The organism is Nocardia sp. NPDC003183, assembly GCF_053590715.1.
Window position 1 is genome coordinate 307,403 of the sequence record NZ_JBSFTG010000001.1, and the last position, 17,319, is coordinate 324,721.

Annotated in this window: 16 protein-coding genes; 11 read left to right on the forward strand and 5 right to left on the reverse strand. The window is 66.3% G+C overall.

Annotated features, from left to right (window positions below; translation table 11 throughout):
• The first annotated feature begins 86 nt into the window (after positions 1-86).
• The 5 genes from ACWDXS_RS01325 to ACWDXS_RS01345 all read left to right on the forward strand — a co-directional run bounded on the left by ACWDXS_RS01325 (position 87) and on the right by ACWDXS_RS01345 (position 6,300).
• Positions 87-1,286 (forward strand): PucR family transcriptional regulator, encoded by a 1,200-nt coding sequence (locus ACWDXS_RS01325; protein ID WP_449960793.1) that lies wholly within the window; start codon positions 87-89, stop codon positions 1,284-1,286.
• 161 nt (positions 1,287-1,447) lie between these two features.
• Complete coding sequence (gene lpdA, locus ACWDXS_RS01330) at positions 1,448-2,896, forward strand: dihydrolipoyl dehydrogenase (RefSeq protein ID WP_449960796.1); 1,449 nt, start codon at positions 1,448-1,450, stop codon at positions 2,894-2,896.
• A gap of 10 nt (positions 2,897-2,906) precedes the next feature.
• Positions 2,907-4,004: a pyruvate dehydrogenase (acetyl-transferring) E1 component subunit alpha gene (gene pdhA / locus ACWDXS_RS01335; RefSeq protein WP_449960799.1), complete on the forward strand. Its 1,098-nt coding sequence runs from the start codon at positions 2,907-2,909 to the stop codon at positions 4,002-4,004.
• Positions 4,005-4,024: 20 nt separating this feature from the next.
• Positions 4,025-5,008: an alpha-ketoacid dehydrogenase subunit beta gene (locus ACWDXS_RS01340; RefSeq protein ID WP_449960802.1), complete on the forward strand. Its 984-nt coding sequence runs from the start codon at positions 4,025-4,027 to the stop codon at positions 5,006-5,008.
• Between the two features lie 26 nt (positions 5,009-5,034).
• Positions 5,035-6,300 carry a dihydrolipoamide acetyltransferase family protein gene (locus ACWDXS_RS01345; RefSeq protein ID WP_449960805.1) on the forward strand — a complete coding sequence of 422 codons (1,266 nt, stop codon included), beginning with the start codon at positions 5,035-5,037 and terminating at the stop codon, positions 6,298-6,300.
• A gap of 48 nt (positions 6,301-6,348) precedes the next feature.
• Here the strand turns inward: ACWDXS_RS01345 and ACWDXS_RS01350 are convergent, their stop codons facing one another.
• Positions 6,349-6,552 (reverse strand): hypothetical protein, encoded by a 204-nt coding sequence (locus ACWDXS_RS01350; protein WP_449960808.1) that lies wholly within the window; start codon positions 6,550-6,552, stop codon positions 6,349-6,351.
• Between the two features lie 737 nt (positions 6,553-7,289).
• On the opposite strand from ACWDXS_RS01350, the gene ACWDXS_RS01355 reads away from it, so the two are divergent.
• Positions 7,290-8,558: an XRE family transcriptional regulator gene (locus ACWDXS_RS01355; protein ID WP_449960811.1), complete on the forward strand. Its 1,269-nt coding sequence runs from the start codon at positions 7,290-7,292 to the stop codon at positions 8,556-8,558.
• Here the strand turns inward: ACWDXS_RS01355 and ACWDXS_RS01360 are convergent.
• Complete coding sequence (locus ACWDXS_RS01360; protein ID WP_449960814.1) at positions 8,545-9,624, reverse strand: alpha/beta hydrolase; 1,080 nt, start codon at positions 9,622-9,624, stop codon at positions 8,545-8,547. The two genes, ACWDXS_RS01355 and ACWDXS_RS01360, sit on opposite strands and share 14 nt — an antisense overlap.
• Positions 9,625-9,743: 119 nt before the next feature.
• On the opposite strand from ACWDXS_RS01360, the gene ACWDXS_RS01365 reads away from it, so the two are divergent.
• Positions 9,744-11,447 carry a hypothetical protein gene (locus ACWDXS_RS01365; protein ID WP_449960816.1) on the forward strand — a complete coding sequence of 568 codons (1,704 nt, stop codon included), beginning with the start codon at positions 9,744-9,746 and terminating at the stop codon, positions 11,445-11,447.
• Here the strand turns inward: ACWDXS_RS01365 and ACWDXS_RS01370 are convergent.
• Positions 11,444-11,596, reverse strand: a complete 153-nt coding sequence (locus ACWDXS_RS01370; protein ID WP_449960819.1) for a hypothetical protein — start codon at positions 11,594-11,596, stop codon at positions 11,444-11,446. The genes ACWDXS_RS01365 and ACWDXS_RS01370 overlap by 4 nt on opposite strands.
• A gap of 9 nt (positions 11,597-11,605) precedes the next feature.
• On the opposite strand from ACWDXS_RS01370, the gene ACWDXS_RS01375 reads away from it, so the two are divergent.
• Positions 11,606-12,373 (forward strand): alpha/beta fold hydrolase, encoded by a 768-nt coding sequence (locus tag ACWDXS_RS01375; protein WP_449960822.1) that lies wholly within the window; start codon positions 11,606-11,608, stop codon positions 12,371-12,373.
• A gap of 31 nt (positions 12,374-12,404) precedes the next feature.
• Here the strand turns inward: ACWDXS_RS01375 and ACWDXS_RS01380 are convergent, their stop codons facing one another.
• On the reverse strand, positions 12,405-12,908 hold the full coding sequence (locus tag ACWDXS_RS01380) for an SRPBCC family protein (protein ID WP_378989720.1): 504 nt from the start codon (positions 12,906-12,908) through the stop codon (positions 12,405-12,407).
• Positions 12,909-13,074: 166 nt separating this feature from the next.
• Here ACWDXS_RS01380 and ACWDXS_RS01385 point away from each other — a divergent pair, with 166 nt between their 5' ends.
• The 3 genes from ACWDXS_RS01385 (at position 13,075) to ACWDXS_RS01395 (ending at position 16,419) form a co-directional block, all read left to right on the forward strand.
• On the forward strand, positions 13,075-13,440 hold the full coding sequence (locus ACWDXS_RS01385; RefSeq protein WP_449960825.1) for a BlaI/MecI/CopY family transcriptional regulator: 366 nt from the start codon (positions 13,075-13,077) through the stop codon (positions 13,438-13,440).
• Positions 13,437-14,387: a M56 family metallopeptidase gene (locus ACWDXS_RS01390; RefSeq protein WP_449960828.1), complete on the forward strand. Its 951-nt coding sequence runs from the start codon at positions 13,437-13,439 to the stop codon at positions 14,385-14,387. The genes ACWDXS_RS01385 and ACWDXS_RS01390 overlap by 4 nt, the downstream gene beginning before the upstream one ends.
• 79 nt (positions 14,388-14,466) lie before the next feature.
• Positions 14,467-16,419, forward strand: a complete 1,953-nt coding sequence (locus ACWDXS_RS01395) for a peptidase (protein WP_449960831.1) — start codon at positions 14,467-14,469, stop codon at positions 16,417-16,419.
• 12 nt (positions 16,420-16,431) lie between these two features.
• Here the strand turns inward: ACWDXS_RS01395 and ACWDXS_RS01400 are convergent, their stop codons facing one another.
• Entirely contained in the window at positions 16,432-17,268 is an 837-nt protein-coding gene (locus tag ACWDXS_RS01400; protein WP_449960834.1) for an SDR family oxidoreductase, read from the reverse strand.
• Positions 17,269-17,319: the final 51 nt, after the last annotated feature.

A 17,319-nucleotide genomic window follows, 5' to 3' on the forward strand; every position in this document is an offset into this window, starting at 1 on the left:
CGGTGGGACTGCGGAGTCGGTCGGTTCGTGGATGCGGTGATCGGCTCGTTCCGGGCGAGCCGGGGGCGGGCGTAGCGTCTAGCGATATGGCCGCGAGATCCAAGCACACCCTTCCCTCGGTGGGTACGAGGGAGCTGGTGGCCGCGTGCCGAACCGAGATTCCCGCGCTGACCAGGCAGTTGATCGCCGCGATCTTCACCGATATCCCGGAGTGGACCGACTACTCGCCGGTGAGCCGGGAGGACCTGCACCATGCGTGCTGCCGCTATCTGACCAGGGTGCTCGATCTGGTCGCCGGTGACGTGACGGGCCCGGATCGCGACGAAGTCGCCGCCGCCATCGGCCGCAATCGGGCCGCGCAGGGCGTGCCCCTGGAGGTCATGTTGCGGACGTTCCGGCTCGGCGGTCAGATCGTGTGGGAGGCGCTGCTCGACAAGGCCGGCGAACTCCCGCCCGGTGAGGTCCGCAAGATCGGAGTGGCGACCTGGTCGGCCATCGACGGCATGTCGTCGTCGCTGGTCACCTCCTATCGCAGTACCGAACTGGAGCAGGTTCGTCGCGACGAGCGGCGACGCCACGGCGTGATCGAGGACCTGCTGGCGGGCAGCGCCCGTGACGCGACTTTCGCCGCGCGGGCGGCGCGCGAGCTGAACTTGCCCGCCCACGGTGGGTATCTGGTGGTCGCGGTGCGCGGTGATCGTCCGCACGTGGAGTTCGGCACCGAGACCGCGTTGGCGGCGATGGGCATTCGGTCGATCTGGCACGACCGCGTCGAGACCATGGTGGGGCTGGTCTCGCTCGAGCAGCGAGACGGTTCCGCTGTGCTGGACCAGGTGGGAAGCCGGATCCGGGGCCGGGCGGCGGCGTCACCGGTGGTGCAGGGATTGGCGCAGATCGAGACGGGCCACGCGCTGGCGATGCTCGGCTTGGAGACCCTGCCCGCGACAGCACGGGGTCTGGTGTCGTTGGAGCAGCGCTACCCCGAAGCGTTGTTGCTGCGCTCTCCCGACCTGACCGCGCTCATGGTCGCGCGCACCCTCGGCCCGGTGCTGGAACTGCCGGCCAAAGAGCGCGAGATCCTGTTGCGCACCCTGGCGATCTGGCTCGAAGAGAACTGCTCGGCGGCGAATGCCGCGCCGCGACTGCACTGCCATCGCAACACCGTGATCAACCGGCTCCAGCGAATCTCCGCCCTGCTGGGTCGGCGACTGGAAGGACAGCGGTCCTACCTGGAACTCTCCCTCGCCTTGGCCGCGCTGGAGATGGGCGTCAACCCACCCGGCTGACCACCCCGCAACCGCGACCGATTGGGCGCAGCGCCCATTTTCGAGCTCCGAATTCTGGGCTGTCGGTTGGTTGTTTGTGCATTTGTGGACCGTGAGACTCGACGGATGATCCAAGCCACGACCGTGGATGGGTTGATCGTTCGAGCTGAGGAGCACCACGAGTGCTGGAATTCGATCTATTGGTGATCGGTGGTGGACCGGGCGGATACGTGGCCGCCATCCGTGCCGCGCAACGCGGCCTGAAGGTCTGCGTGGTGGAGAAGGAGCGCCCCGGCGGCGTGTGCCTGAACTGGGGTTGCATTCCCACCAAGGCGATGCTCCGCTCGGCGGAGGTCTTCCAGACTCTCACCACCGCAGCGGAATTCGGCGTTCTCGCCGACAATGTGCGCTACGACTTCGGCGCGGTGCGCCAGCGCAAGGACTCCATCGTCAAAGAACTGACCGACGGTGTAGCCGGCTTGCTGAAGGCCAACGGTGTCACGGTCATCGAGGGCCATGCCCGGTTCGTCGAACCGACTGTCGTGGAGGTCCACGAAGTCGGCGCCTCACCGATCTTCGACGGCGGCCCCCGCTACGCCGCGCCCGCCGGAACGGCGATTCGCCGGGTGAACGCGCGCGACGTGATCGTCGCGACCGGTTCGGTCCCCGCGCGGCTACCGATCCCGGGCGCGGGATTGCCCGGCGTCGTCACCTCCGACGGCGCGTTCGGGCTGACCGAGGTACCGCGACGGTTGGTGGTCATCGGCGGCAGCGCGGTCGGCGCGGAATGGGCCAGCCTGTTCGCCACGTTCGGCAGCCAGGTCACGGTCGTGGAGATGCAGGACCGCCTGGTTCCGTTGGAGGACAAGGAGATCGGCGACGCACTCGGCCGCTCGTTCCGCAAGCGTGGCATCACCGTTCTCACCGGCGCCACCGTCACGGCGATCACCGAGGGCGACGCGCTGCGGGTATCGGTCGGCGGCCCAGCGGCCCAGGAACTCGACGCCGATGTCGTCCTCGTCGGCGTCGGGCGACGCCCCAACACCGCCGAACTCGGTCTCGATGTGGCTGGAATCGCCACGGACGCGCGCGGTTTCATCGAGGTCGACGATCGACTGCGGACAAATGTCGAGCACGTGTCCGCCATCGGCGACGTGACCGGCCGGGCCCTGCTCGCCCATGTCGCCTCCCACCAGGGCATCACCGCGGCCGAGGTGATCGCCGGGCACGACACTCACATCGACTACACGGTCATCCCGGCAGCGACGTTCACCCACCCGGAGATCGCGAGCGTCGGTCTCACGGAGGAGGCCGCTCGCACGGCAGGCCATGAGGTGATCACCGCCAAATTCCCGTTCGCGGCACTGGGCCGGGCCAAGACCTTTGGCGAGACCGAGGGGTTCATCAAAATCGTGGCGGGGCAAGCGCATCAGGAAGTGCTCGGCGTGCACATCATCGGCCCGTCCGCCAGCGACCTGATCGCCGAGGGCGCGCTGGCGATCTCGCTGGAAGCCACGCTCGACGAGTTGGCCGACACCATCCACGCCCACCCCACACTCGGCGAAATCGGCATGGAGGCGGCCATGGCCGGACTCGGACTGCCGGTACACATCGCGCCACGCAAGCGTTGAGGAGCTCGACATGACCACGACCACCGCGCGGAGCAAGCCCGCCCGCAAGCCGGCCGAAACCGCCGCGCCCGCTTCGGATGTCGACTCCGCAGTCGCGGCCGAGAATCCCGAGACCCTGCGTGGTCTCTACCGCGACATGCTGTTCATCCGGCGCTTCGAGGAGCGCACCGCGCAGAGCTACCAGCAGGCCAAGATCGGCGGCTACTGCCATCTCAACCTCGGCGAGGAAGCCACGGTCGTCGGCCTGGGCGCGGCGATGCGCCCCACCGACTACCTCTTCACCAACTATCGCGAACACGGATACGCACTGGCCAAGGGCATCGATCCGGGTCGCGTGATGGCCGAGCTCTACGGCCGCTCCACCGGCACCTCCAAAGGGTGGGGCGGCTCGATGCACATGTACGACACCGCGACCCGGCTGCTGGGCGGCTACGCCATCGTGGGCGGACAGGTTCCCCTGGCGATCGGCGCGGCGCTGGCCATCGACTACAACGACGGCGACGACGTCGTGGTGTGCCAGATGGGGGAGGGCACCACCAATATCGGCGCCTTCCACGAGTCGCTCAATATCGCGGCGCTGTGGCGGCTGCCGGTGGTGTTCCTGGTGATCAACAACCAGACCGGCATGGGGACCACGGTCGAGAAGTCCTCGGCCGAACCGGATCTGTGGAAGCGCGCCGCGGCCTATCGCATGCGCGGGGAGCGGGTGGACGGTACCGATGTGCTGGCCGTGCGCGACCTGGCGAGCGAACTCATCGAAGGTGCCCGCCGGGAAGGCAAACCCGCACTGCTCGAAGCGGTGAGCTACCGGCTCAAGGGTCACTCGGTGGTCGACCCGGCCAAGTACCGCAGCACCGAAACCGTTGCCACGGTGCGTGAACACGATCCGATCGTGTTGTGGCAGCGGCGTTTGCTCGCCGCCGGTGTGCTCACCGAAGCGTCGCTGGCCGATCTCGACCGTGAGGTGGCCGACGGTGTCGCCGCCGCCGTCGAATTCGCCGACGCGAGCCCGCATCCGGAGCCGTCGAGCCTGTTCGACTACACCTACGCCACTCCGGTGCCGGGCGATTCCCGCCGTCTGCCCGCCGATCCGCTCTTCACCCACTGAGGACTCCCACTGTGCCTGTCATGACCTATCGCGAAGCGCTGCGCGAGACCCTGCGTGAAGAGATGCGACGCGATGACGACGTTTTTCTGATCGGGGAGGAGATCGGCGTCTTCGAAGGCTCCTACAAGATCACCGCCGGTCTGCTCGAGGAGTTCGGCGAGAAGCGAGTACGCGACACCCCCATCGCCGAGGAGGGGTTCGTCGGTGCGGCGATCGGCGCCGCGATGCTCGGATTGCGCCCGGTCGTGGAGATCATGACGATCAACTTCTCGCTGCTGGCGCTGGACCAGATCGTCAACCACGCCGCGAAGATCTACGGCATGTTCGGCGGGCAGACCAATGTGCCCATGGTGATCCGGACTCCCGGTGGCGGCGGCCAGCAACTCGGGGCGACGCATTCGCAGAACATCGAGTTGTACTACGCCTTCGTGCCCGGTCTGAAGGTCGTGGCGCCCAGTACTCCCGCTGATGCGCGGGCGCTGCTCAAGGCCGCGATCGCCGACGACGATCCGGTGTTGTTTCTGGAGAATCTGTCGCTCTACAACACCAAAGGCGAAGTGCCCGAGGATCTTGCGCCTGCCCAGATCGGCAAGGCGGCGGTCACCCGGGAGGGAACCGACATCACGCTGATCGGCTACTCCCGGATGGCCACCGTCGCGACCGAGGTCGCGCAACGTCTTGCCGGCGAGGGAATTTCGGTGGAGGTGATCGACCTGCGCAGCTTGCGTCCGCTCGATCGCGACACCATCGTGGCCTCGGTCCGCAATACCGGGTGCGCGGTGATCGGCGAGGACGACTGGCTCACCTACGGCATCGGCGCGGAAATCGCGGCCTCCATCTCCGACGGTGCCTTCGACTATCTCGACGCGCCGGTCCGCCGTGTGGCGATGGCCGAGGTTCCGCTGCCGTATGCCAAGCCGCTGGAGAAGCTCGCCTTGCCGTCCGCGGAATCGCTCTATACCGCCGTGACGGAAACCCTGGCCGCTGTCGGCCGGCGGCGCTGAGAACCAGGAACAGGACGGACAAGATCATGCCCGAAATCGTCATGCCCCGGCTCTCCGACACCATGGAGGACGGCGTCGTCTCCGCCTGGCTCAAACAGGTCGGCGACCAGATCACCCGCGGCGAGATCGTCGCCGAGATCGAAACCGACAAAGCGCTGATGGAACTCGAAGCCTACGACGACGGAGTGCTCGAGAAGATCCTCGCCGAGCCGGGCGTTCGGGTCGCGATCGGTGAGCCGATCGCGATCGTCGGCGACGGCACCACCTCGACGGCGGATTCCGGTGCCGCTGCTGCGGTGACGCCATCCGTTGCCGTGCCGACCGCTGTCAACTCTCCTGTCAGAGACTCTGCACCACAACGTAGTTCGCACAGTGAGCCCGCCTCGGTCTCGCCGAGGGTCGTGGTCAAGTCCTCGCCGCTCGCTCGCAAGATCGCCCGCGAGTTGCAGGTCGATATGGACTCCGTCGTGGGTACCGGCCCTGGTGGGCGGGTCACCAAACGAGACGTGGAGGCGGCCCACAGCGTCGCGGCGCCCGCTGACATCTCGACGCCGTCGCCTGAGGCGAGTGCGGTTGCCGTGCAGTCTGTTCCGGCTTCAGGGGAGTTCGAGGAGGTCGCGCTGACCAACATTCAGCGCGTATCGGCAACTCGGCTCACCGAGAGCAAGCAGCAGGCGCCGCACTTCTATCTGACCAGCGCGATCGACGTGACCGAGTTGTTCGCCTTCCGCGCGCGGATCAACGCCACCCTGGACGCGGCGGGCGAGAGCAAGGTCAGCGTGAACGACCTGCTCGTCAAGGCGGTCGCGACTGCACTGCGCAAGGATCCCTCGGTCAATATCAGTTTTGCGGGCGACAAGCTGTTGCGCCACAAGGGAATCCACATCGGCGTTGCGGTGGCGACCCCGGTCGGACTCCTCGTCCCGGTCATCCGTGACGCCGACCGCAAGAGCGTCTCCGAGATCGCGACCGAGAGCCGCGACAAGGCGACCCGCGCCCGCGATCGCAAGCTCCGCGCCGAGGACATGTCGGGCGGCACCTTCACCATCTCCAACCTCGGCATGTTCGGCATCGAACAATTCACCGCGGTGATCAACTCGCCCGAATCCGCGATTCTCGCCGTGGGAGCGGCGGCCGACGAACTCCGCCTCGACAACGGCGAAGTGGTCGCCCGCAAGATCCTTCGCGTCACCATGTCCGCAGACCACCGGGCCATCGACGGCGCGGTCGCAGCTCAATTCCTGGCAACCCTGAAGGAATTCGTCGAAAATCCGCTACGGATCGTCACGTAACAAGGACACCCGGTCTCTGCGGATGCATTTCCGCAGAGGCCGATTACCTCATCCCGCCCCCCATTCCCACAGCCATACCGCCACCTGCAAATGCACACGGCAATCGTCCGGTCGGTGCTGGTTGTGCAGCGCCTGAAGCTCCAACGCGCGGGTGAAGGTCAAGCCGAGGAGCTGCACCTGGCACATGTGCTCGGCCAGCAGGCCCGCGGCATCCACGAACATGTTCTGCGCATTCGGATCTGGCGTAGACATGGCGGATCGCCCTTCGATTCGAGATAGCGGTAAGTATGGCGGGCACTTGCGAGCTGCTGGCGAACTTCAATCCCAGAGCCTGGCGCACGGGAGGGGTGGTAGTTCGCGGTGAAGTTCGTCGTCGATCGTCACGACGAACTGCGGGCGGCCTCGAGTCAGTTCGTCGGCGACATGTCGAGCTTGGACTGGCTGGGCATAGCGTCTCCGGTTCAGCAGCTTCAGTGGCGGGAATTGGACGCACCCGGCACCGGGGCTTTCGCCACCGCCCTGCCACCCACGGGCAGACCGGTGCACCGCGAAAGGGGCTCGCGGCGTCGCCCGGTGCCGGATACCTGCCTCAGCCTTGTCGCCGAAGCCCCCCGGCGGTATGCCGCGACTTCGCCCCGGCGTATGCGCCGGGCGTATGGCCGGGGCTTCTGCTCGCTGCCTCTGACGCCGCCCCTTGAGCCCGAAAAGCCCTTTAGTACAGGGAGTTTCGAGGTATGTATGAAACGTATAGCGCCCCTGATCATGGGCTGGTACGGTCCACCTGACCAGGGGAAATGGCATCACCCGAGCGAATCCGGGAGTAGCAAGTCATGACGCGGGCACCCAGAACGCAGCGTTACTGCGCTCACTGTGGGAACAGGCTCAGCAGTTACAACGCCCAGAAATTCTGTCATCCTTGCGATCTCGCCTTTCGTGAACAACTGGCTCACCCACCTCAGGTACCCGCCGGATTCTGGCAAACCGACCAAATGCGAGATGCGCTGTCTACTTGGCATATCGGCCGGGTCATCTACGCCTATCGGCTGCATCCGCACCATGGTCGCGTTCTGCCACAGGAACTGATCGCCTCGTGGCTCGGCCTGACCCAAGCCCAGCTGAGCAGGATCGAGAAAGGCCCCGCCCCCGAACATCTTTCGCGCCTCACCCAGTGGGCGCAGGCGCTGCGCATTCCGGCTGAGTTGTTGTGGTTCAAGTTGCGCCAGTCAGACGAGGACGAAGCCACCCTGCCCGAGGACCACGACGGCGAAGCCGATGTTCGCCTCGCCCGGTGGCTCCTCGGTGGTGCCCGAGGCACACCACCAGATTCCAGCCACGCCGGCCAGCTCGAGCAGATCGCGCTGGCGCTGCATGATGGCTACCGCTATTTCGATGGGGCAGCGATCACGTTCTTCCGAGAACAACTGACGAAGAGCAAAGCCGATGACGGCACACATGGTTCAACCGCAGCTCTGCCGCTAGCACTTGCAGTGCATGCGGCAGTGCGACGTCACTGTAAGGAGGTGAGGTCCTCGGTTCGGCAGCCGCTGCTGGCCCTCGGAGCCGATGGTGCGGAATTCATCGGCTGGCTGTACCGCGATCTCCGCCAACCCACTGCCGCCGGATATTGGTACGACCGCGCTACCGAGATGGCGCAAGAAGCCAACGATCTCCCGATGCAGGGTTACGTGTTGCTGAGAAAATCCCAGATGGCCTACGACGACCGCGACGGTTCACGCGTACTTTCACTCGCGGAAGCGGCCCATCACGGCCCTTGGCAATTGCCGGTCGAAATCCGATCGGAGATCACACAGCAGATCGCTCGCGGGCTGGCGATGGGCGGCGAGTCGTTCAGCGAGGTGGAGCGCAAACTCGACGAAGCCCGGCAGGTATTGGCACTGGGGCCAGGCAACGAAAACGACGAGCACACGCACCAGCTGCGATCGGCAAGTACCTACATTGAGGCAGGTAGACCACTCCAAGCTGTATCCATCTACCGCACAGTGCTTGGCTCTGGCGCGCTGTCGACTCGTGATGAAGGCTACTTCCGTGCTCGGCATGCTGTCGCTCTGGCGCTGTGCGGCGATCCCGACAGTGCTGCCGACGAGGGCCTGCTGGCCGTACGCTGCGCCACCGATAAACGGTCGGCCCGCACAAAACAGGAACTTGCCCGAGCCATCGAGGCGATGGACCGCTGGCAACACCGTCCGGGGCCGCGAGCACTCCGAGAAACCGTGTACGCGAGCGCTACCCGTCTGTAAGCCACTCCGCCACGTTTCGGATGACGAACGCCTGCCACTGCTGGCTCTGCGGATCCAGGTACTGCGGGTCGTCGTGGACGGCGAAGCCGTGCTGAGCGCCGTCGATCTCCACGAACCGGTTTTCGACCTGTAGCTGTTGGACGGCTTCGCGGGATGTCTCGACCGGCACGAAAGTGTCCTTTGTGCCGTGAACAACCAGCGTTGGCGTCTGAATCTCACCGATGACCTTGTTCGGCTGAATCCAGAACACCTCGTTCAGGAAAGTCCGGCTGTGCTTCACCGTCGCCGAGTGATTGAGGTAACCCTGCTGCCGCAGCTCGGCGGCCTTCTCGTCGCTGAGGAAGTCGTTGACCCAATACTGCTTGTGATCGATGTAGCGGTTCTTGTAATTGAGCTGCGGGTTCAGCAACACCAATCGGGTGAGTTCTGCAGGATGCTTCGCCGCGTAGTAGGCGGCGAGACCCCCGCCGAAGCTGGTACCGACCAGATGCACTGTCGGCGCGTTGGTCGCGACCGACAGATGCCCTAGGGCGACGCGAATGTCGTTGAGATGGGCGGCAAGTGACGACTCCTCTGGTCGGCCATCACTCTCCCCGTGAGCGCGCAGATCGAACCGCAGCGAGGCAACCCCGGACTCGGCCAACCCATCCGCCAGCCGGGTGAAGAAGCCACCCTCCTCGCAGGTGACACCACCACCGTGCACCAGCAGCGCGGCGTGAGCCGGCGGTTGGTCAGGGGTGACGATGGTGCCTGCCAGGTGCAGGCCGTCGAGGGTGCGGATGCTGGTGATGGTGCTCGTGGAAACCACAGGGCCAGTCAACCAAACAATCGGCGAGGGTTCTATACGCCGGTGGCTGCGTCGTCGAGTATCGGCAGTCCGTTCACCGAGGACGCGCCGCATACTGTCGACGAGATCCGGGCCGAAGCCAAGGTTCAGGCGGTCATCGCCGAGGTCCGTGGCGCCGGTGCGGCAGGAGACGGAGCCATCAGCGCGACCATCGACGCAGGCGAACGCTGCCGGGTTCCCAGACGATGCGACGGACTTGTGCGCCGCCGGTCCACGCATTTTCAGCGGCCTTGGAGATGAGCTCGCTGTTGTGATCGAAAACAGGTGCGGGCCTATTCCGGTTGCCTCACAGTGGGACAGGGTTCGATATCGGTGACCGTGAATAAGGGAATGTTCGTATGCGACTTCGGCGAAACAGCATCTCGGCATTGGTGACAGCATTGGCGATGGCCGGAATCGGCGTGTCTGCCGCAGCCCCGGTCGCGAGCGGTGAGGTGCCCGTCCGCACGGAAACGGTGTACTCGACTTCGTCGCCGGTGACGTCGGTCGTCGCATCGAAAGTCACTCTCGCGGTGCCGTTGCCGCCGGGCAGCCTGCCGCATCCGCAGGCGTGCGACACCCTGTCGTATCTGCGGTGGCGGGCGATCGACGGACCGCGGTCCTCGGCCGACGCCGAGCGTGTCCTGGTCGCGCAACCCGGTGTCTTCGAGGGGGCTGGCGCCTTCGACAGCGTGGCGCGCAACACTGTCGCGTCGGCGGCGGAATCGGGACGATACATCGAATTCTGGGCACTGGATCGTCGGTCGAACTGCTTGGAGGACCACACCGGGGTCGCCGCGGCCTTACGGACCGGATCGTTCGATACCGCGGCGGACTACTACTTCCGCGGCGCCGAGGCCGACGGTCGCCGGTTCAGCGGATATGCCGACGGTGCGGCAACAGCGTGGTTGCGAGATCAGGGACTCGCACAAACCCTGCGCGACCAATACGACGTGCTGCGGATCGAATTCCCCGACCAAGCGGTGCGCAAGCGAAAGGTACTGTGCGGCGGCCATTCGCTGGGCGGCTTCGTCACCGGCTATTTCGCGGAGTGGGACTTCGACGGGGATCCGGCAACCACCGATGACGCCGGATATAACCAGTGCTCGGGCTATTTCGCGCTCGACACCACTATTCAAGCCGGACTGAGCCTGCGTGGCCTTCAGGTCCCCGAGCTTCCCGCGCCGATTGCCGGATCAGTGGAAGCCGTATCGCTGCAACTCGATACCGCGCTGCCGGTCTTACGCCTGCCCGCGGTGATCAATCCCGAAACCACCAATCTGCTCGCCTTGGCAGGCCTCGCGGCCAGACTGAGTCCCGACGGCGTCAACGACCTCGTACGACGACTGCCCGACAATCCCAATGTCGCCGCAACCCTGCGAACCCTGCTCTCCCAGGACGCCGCCATGTTCGTCACCGGGCAACCGGATGTGCGTGACCTGAACGCCACCAACGAAGCTGTGCTGGGCGCGATCCTCGACGACAATTCCCAACCACTCGGATTCCTCCAAGCGAGCGTGGGTTTCCCCACCGGCGGCCCGATCGGCCCGAAATCCTTTCCCCTTCCGGACTCGATCGCACTGAGCCCGCTGGCGATGGGGATGTTCGGCGACGCACCGAAGGTTTCGCCGACGGTCTACCATCCGGATACCCTCTATCGCTGGGCGGACTACAACGACACAGCGGAACTGACCGCCCCCTACACGTCCTCGACCAGCGAAGTGACCGCCATCGGTGAACTGGCCCGCAGTCTGTGCGAACCACCCCTCGACTTCACCGAATGGTATTTCCCCACCCGTCTCAGCCTCGACCTCCAACAGACGACGGCACCGTCGTTCGCCGTTCATCACATCCATCTCGACGGCGTGGATCGCAACCCCATCCTGACTTTCCGCAGCAGCGGCGGCATCCCGGTCGCGGACTCGGGAAGCCCCCAGGACGAAGTGATCCACCTCCCTGGCTACAACCACATCGACGTCCTCACTGCCGCGGCTCATCAGAACGACGGCAGACCCGAGGTGGTCTCCACTCGTCTCGCCGAATTCGCCACCGGCGCTTCCTAGTGCGGGTGTGCTGCGGCCGCCGCCGATCGGGGGGTGTCTGTGGGGCGAAGGCTCGCGTCGAGGCCGAACGCGTCGACCGGGCCCAGCGCGACCGGGGTGAGTAGCATCTGCCCATGAGTTCCGGTAAGTCCTCGGTCGTCCTGTTCCATGGCGTCACCATGTCGGCGGCGGCGTGGGAAGACGTCGTTCCGCGCCTGACCGATCATCACGACGTGGTCGCGCTGACAGCGCTCGGGCATCGGGGCGGGCCGGCGGTGCGCGAGCGTCCGGTCAAAGTGCGCGACATCGTCGACGCGGCGGAGCGCATGCTGGACGAGCGGGGTATCGGGAAGGCTCATCTCGCGGGGAACTCGCTCGGTGGGTGGATGGCCATCGAGCTCGCGTTGCGGGGTCGGGCATTGAGCGTCTGCGCGCTCTCACCTGCCGGGTTCTGGGATGGTGGTGGCCATGGGCAGACCGGCGCGGTCAGGAAGCTGCGCCGCTTGGGCGCCCTGGTCGAGCTGTCCCGACCGGTTCAACCGGTGGTCATGCGATCGGCGGTGGTCCGGCGGCTCGCGCTGCGCGATATCGCTTGTCGCGCTGATCGTTTGACACCGACGCAAGCACTGACAGCGGCCGCCGACCTCATCGGGTGCACGGTCACCGAAGACGTGCTCGACACCAGGGAGCAGATCGCGTCGGTGTCGGAGTTGCCGTGTCCGATCACCCTGGCCTGGTCGGAGAAGGACGCGATCCTACCGCCGGCGGTCAATGGCCGCATCGCCCAGGAGCGCTTCCCGCGGGCCCGCTTCGAGATCTTGCCGGGAGTCGGCCATGTGCCGATGATCGACGATCCGAAACTGGTCGCGGCGACGATTCTGGCGACGACGGGCGCCGTGCCCACCACGACGGGCGTGCCGTCGGCGAGCCTTGACGGCGACCGGTAGGAAGACGGTTAGGCCCCTCCGGCGCCCGCGTTCAGTCGTTCGACTCGAAGTGCTGCTTGAGGTTGCGCAGCGTGCGGCGGATGTTCTTGCGCTGGAATTCCACGAAGGTGTCGCCGCCGGTGGCGATCCGGTCGAAGACCTGAACCGCCGCGTCCGGCCATGACTTGCGATCGTCGTGCCAGGTCTCGGTGACCAGGGTGCCACCGTCGTCCGGCTCGAACCGGTAGTCCCAGGTCGCGATACCCGCGCGGATCCATGGCCGCCGGACGCCGATCGCCTCGACGCGGAACGCGAACCGCTGTCCCGGCTCGGCCGCGATCACCACGCAGCGGGTCACCCAGCGAGCACCGCCACGCTTGTTCAACCCTTCGAATTCCATTCCCACATAAGTGGACTCGCGCGGTTGGGCCACCTTCGCGCCACGGTTCTCCGGGCTCCATCGGCCCATCAGGGTCGGATCGCTGACCTGCTGATAAATGGACACCGGATCGGCAGCGATGTCGATGCTGTCGAAGACGGTCGTGGTGCGGCTCATGGGCACGAACCTAGCCGACTGTGGTGCCGGCGCCGTAGCTCGGTGATCGCCGCCTCGGCGGACCGAGGACATCTCACAGCATGTCGTCCGAAAAACTATGTCGGATAGTAAATTGGGCGGGCGGCATCCGGTCCGGTGGTGTTGTCGCGGCGGACGAGGGGGAGTGATGAAGGGGCTCGGGGCGCTGGAGAGCCAGGTGATGGCTGTGCTGTGGGAGAGTTCGGCGGCGCTGTCGGTGCATGATCTGGTGGATCGGTGGGACAACGACCAGCGGGTTCCCGCGTACACCACCGTGCTGACCGTGGTGACGCACCTGTGGGAGAAGAAGTGGGTGCGGCGCGAGAAGGTCGGGCGTTCCTATCGATACCGGCCCAGCCGGACCCGGGCCGAGGCGACGACCGATCTGCTGCGCGAGATCCTCGACGCCAGCCCCGACGCTCCCGCGGTGCTGTTGCATCTGGTCCGCACGGCCAGTGCGCCCGAGGTCGAGGCGCTGCGCCGGGGACTCTCCGACGACGAGCGCGGACCATGATCCTGCTGACCGCGTTGCTGGCGGCCGGTATCGCGCTGGCTGTGCTCGCTCCAGCGTTCCTGTCCCGGGTCGATTTCACCGCCGCCCCGGTCGCCGGGTTGGTGGCGTGGCTGGGTGCGCTCGTCGCGACGATCGGCTGTGGGGTGCTGGCCGTGATCGCATTGGCGTGGCCGGGCGATCCGCCGGGAAATGTGTTGGCGGGCACCGTGGTGCGCAGTCTGGCCGCGGTCGAACCGGCGGTCGTCACCTGGGCGGCGGGGCTGATCATGCCGATCGCCGTGGTCGCCACGATCGTACCGACCGGACAGCTGGCACGGATCGTCGTCGGCTACCGGGGGCGCGGGGCCGCGCTGCGCCGCAAGCATCGGGAGTTGGTCGAGATGGTGGGCCGGGTCGATGGGGCTGGGGCGAAACTGGTACGGCTCGATCATCCGATTCCGCTGGCGTACAGCGTCGCCGGGCGCGGTGGGTACGTGGTGGTCACCGACGGGCTGCGGAGCTGCCTGACCGAACGGCAGTGGCGTGCGGTACTCGCGCACGAACACGCGCATCTGCGCGGGTTCCATCACCACATTCTCGGCGTCTGTCAGGTTCTCGCCCAAGCCTTTTCGTGGATTCCGCTCTTCGCCGCGGCCCCGGTCGCCGTTGCCACCTTGGTCGAATTCGCCGCCGATCGGTCGGCCGCGGCCTCGACCGATTCGCGGGCGCTGTCCGGGGCGCTGCATACCGTCGCCTCCCGCATGCCGTCGATCCCGGGCACGCCGCTGCCGTTGATCGATGACTCGCTGTCGATGCGTCTCGAGTGCCTGGCGGCCGCGCCGGAGTCTCGTGCGGTCGCACGTCGAACGGCGATCACGATGCTGGTCGCCGTGATGCTGCTCGCGCCTGCGGCGGCGGTGGCCGTGGTCGGTGTGAGTGCGGCACTGGTGAGCGCGCTGGTGGTCTGAGAACCCGCCACGAAAAACTATGTTCCATAGTATTTTGACCGAGAAAGGTGAAATACCTCTAGTTCAGAATTGAGAAGTCTTGCGTTCCACCATCTCCCGTTGGGGACCAGCAGGTTCGACGTACCTACCGATACTCGCCGTCACCCTGATCGCCACAGGTCTCGCGGTGCCGGGGCACGCCACCGCTGATCCAGGACAGACCCGCTATTCGCTGGTCGACGGCTGCTACCGAATCGACACGCCGACAGGGCCGTTGGTCCCGGGAGCCGGGCCGTACCGGATGCGGGCGACAGCGCTCGGCGAATACCTGCTCTACGGTCGCAACGGCGACGTCCTGGCAGCCGGACAGGGGGCGATCAGCCCCGCGACGAACCCGACGCCGTCGGCGGTATGGAAGGTGGACGGCACCGGTGCGAGCGGATTCGTTCTCAGCAACAGCGAAACCGCGACCAGCACGCCCGCCACGTTCGTCCAGGACACCGGGTGCGCGAACTTCCCCGAGGCACAGACCGGCGCCCAGGGAACTCCGGGCCCCAGCGTCGGCGCCGACGGCGCGGTCGTGGGCGCCATCGACGCACACGCGCACGTCACCGCCTACGAATTCATGGGCGGCAACTTTCACTGCGGCCGCCCGTGGCACCCCTACGGAGTGAGCTACGCGTTGCCCGATTGCGCGCAGTACCGCACCGGCACCAACGGTGTGATCGCCGACTTCCTCGACCACGGCGAACCGTTCCACGCCTCCGACACCCGAGGCTGGCCTACCTTCCGCGACTGGCCGAAACCGTCGGTTCTCACCGCCGAAGGCACCTACTGGACCAGCATCGAGCGCTCGTGGAAGGCGGGCCTGCGCGTGATGACCGTCGACCTGGTGGACAACGAATCACTGTGCGCCATGATGACCGATCGCCGAAACCCCTGTGACGACATGGCTTCGGTGCGCAGGCAGGCCGACAGCCTGCGGGCGTTGCAGGACTACATCGACGCCCAGGCCGGTGGGCCCGGGCAGGGCTTCTTCCGCATCGTCACCGATCCGGCCCGAGCACGCCACGTCGCCGCGTCCGGCAAACTCGCCGTGGTCCTCGGCATGGAGTTGTCCGACCCGATGGGGTGTGGCGTGTTCCTCGGGCAACCGGAGTGCGGCCGAGCCGACGTCGACCGCTGGCTCACCGAACTTCGCGCCATCGGCGTGAGCAGCTTCTTCCCGGTACACAAATTCGACAACGCGTTCGGTGGCACGAAAATGGATCACGATGTCACCGGCCTGCTGGTGAACGCGGGCAACTTCATGCAGACCGGCACGTTCTGGAACGTCCAGCCCTGTCCCGGACCCGAACAGGACAGCACCCAGCTCTCGGTGCCGCTCGCCGGTCATATCAACCAGTTCATCGCCGATCTCACCGGCCCGCTGCTCGGCGGCGCACCACTGCCGCTGTACGCGGCGGGATCTCACTGCAATGCGCGCGGGCTGACCGACCTCGGCGAGTACCTGATCAACGCGATGATCGACCACGGTTTTCTCATCGAGATAGATCACCTCAGCGAAGCCACCGCGGAGGAAGTCATGACGATCATCGAAAAGCGTGACTACCCCGGTGTGCTGTCCTCGCACGGCTGGGACTCGCCCACCACCACCGAACGAGTCTATGCGGCAGGCGGTTTCGCGACTCCCTATGCCGGTGGGCCCGCGAGCTTCGTCCAAGCCTGGCGGGAAGCCCGCGTGCTGCCCCGGCCCGGCGCGGAGTTCGGTTTCGGCTTCGGTTCGGATATGAACGGCATCGCCGGCCAGGGCGGCCCGCTCGGACCCGGCACCATCCGATATCCCTTCGTCTCCCACGACGGCGCGGTGACATTCGACAGGGAACGATGGGGCGAGCGCACCTTCGACATCAACACCGACGGCACCGCGACCTACGGAACCTACGCCGACTGGCTCGAAGCGGTCCGTGTTCTCGGCGGCCCGGAGATCATGGCCGACGTCTTTCGCGGTGCCGAGGTCTACCTGCGCCTCTGGGACGAGGTCAGGTCATGACGCGCCCAGGTGCTACTGACCCTGGTGCGCGGCGTCGAGGAGCGGCTGCCCGATGACACCCATCGCCTGCGACGCGCCACCGAGGACCCACCCGCCGTCAGCGGGAAGCACAACACCGGAGACGTAGTCGGCCAGCGGGGAAGCGAGGAAGCGGCAGACGTTGGCGACGTCGCGGGGGGTGCCGTAGCGGCGCAGCGGGACGCTGCCGGTGACCAGGGCCCGGTCCTGCTCGGTCGGGGCCAGCCTGGCCATGCCCTCGGTGCCATCGATCGGGCCCGGGATCACACCGTTGACGCGGATGCCGAACGGGCCCCATTCCATCGCCAGGACCTTGGTGAGCATGTCGACGCCGGCCTTGGCCGCACACACGTGCGCCTGGGTGATCGTCGGCAGCTCCGACTGCGGTGCCGAGATGTTGATGACGGAGGCGCCGGGCTTGCGCAGGAATTGGTAACTCGCGCGCAGGACGTTGTAGGTGCCGAGCAGGTCGATGTCGACGACCGACTTGAATCCGTTGGCGGACATGCCGACGGCGGCGGCGGGGAAGTTGCCTGCCGCACCGGAGATCATGACGTCGAAGTCGCCGAACTGCTCGTGCACCGATCGCAGGACGGCTTCGGTCGCGCTGTAGTCGCGGACATCGGCGCTCCCACCGAAGGCTTCGGCCCCGAGCTCGCGCAGCCGTTCGACGGCCGCGTCGACCTTGTCCGCGGAGCGGCTCAGCACCGCCACGCGAGCACCGGCCCGCGCGAAGTCCTCGGCCACACCGAGATTGATGCCGCTGGTGCCGCCCGCGACGACGGCGACCTTGTCGGCAAGGTCGATCTTCTGGATGAATTCTGACGCCATGCCGGGCAGACTATCAGTAGTACGAACTATTATCTGTAGCGATTATCGGTG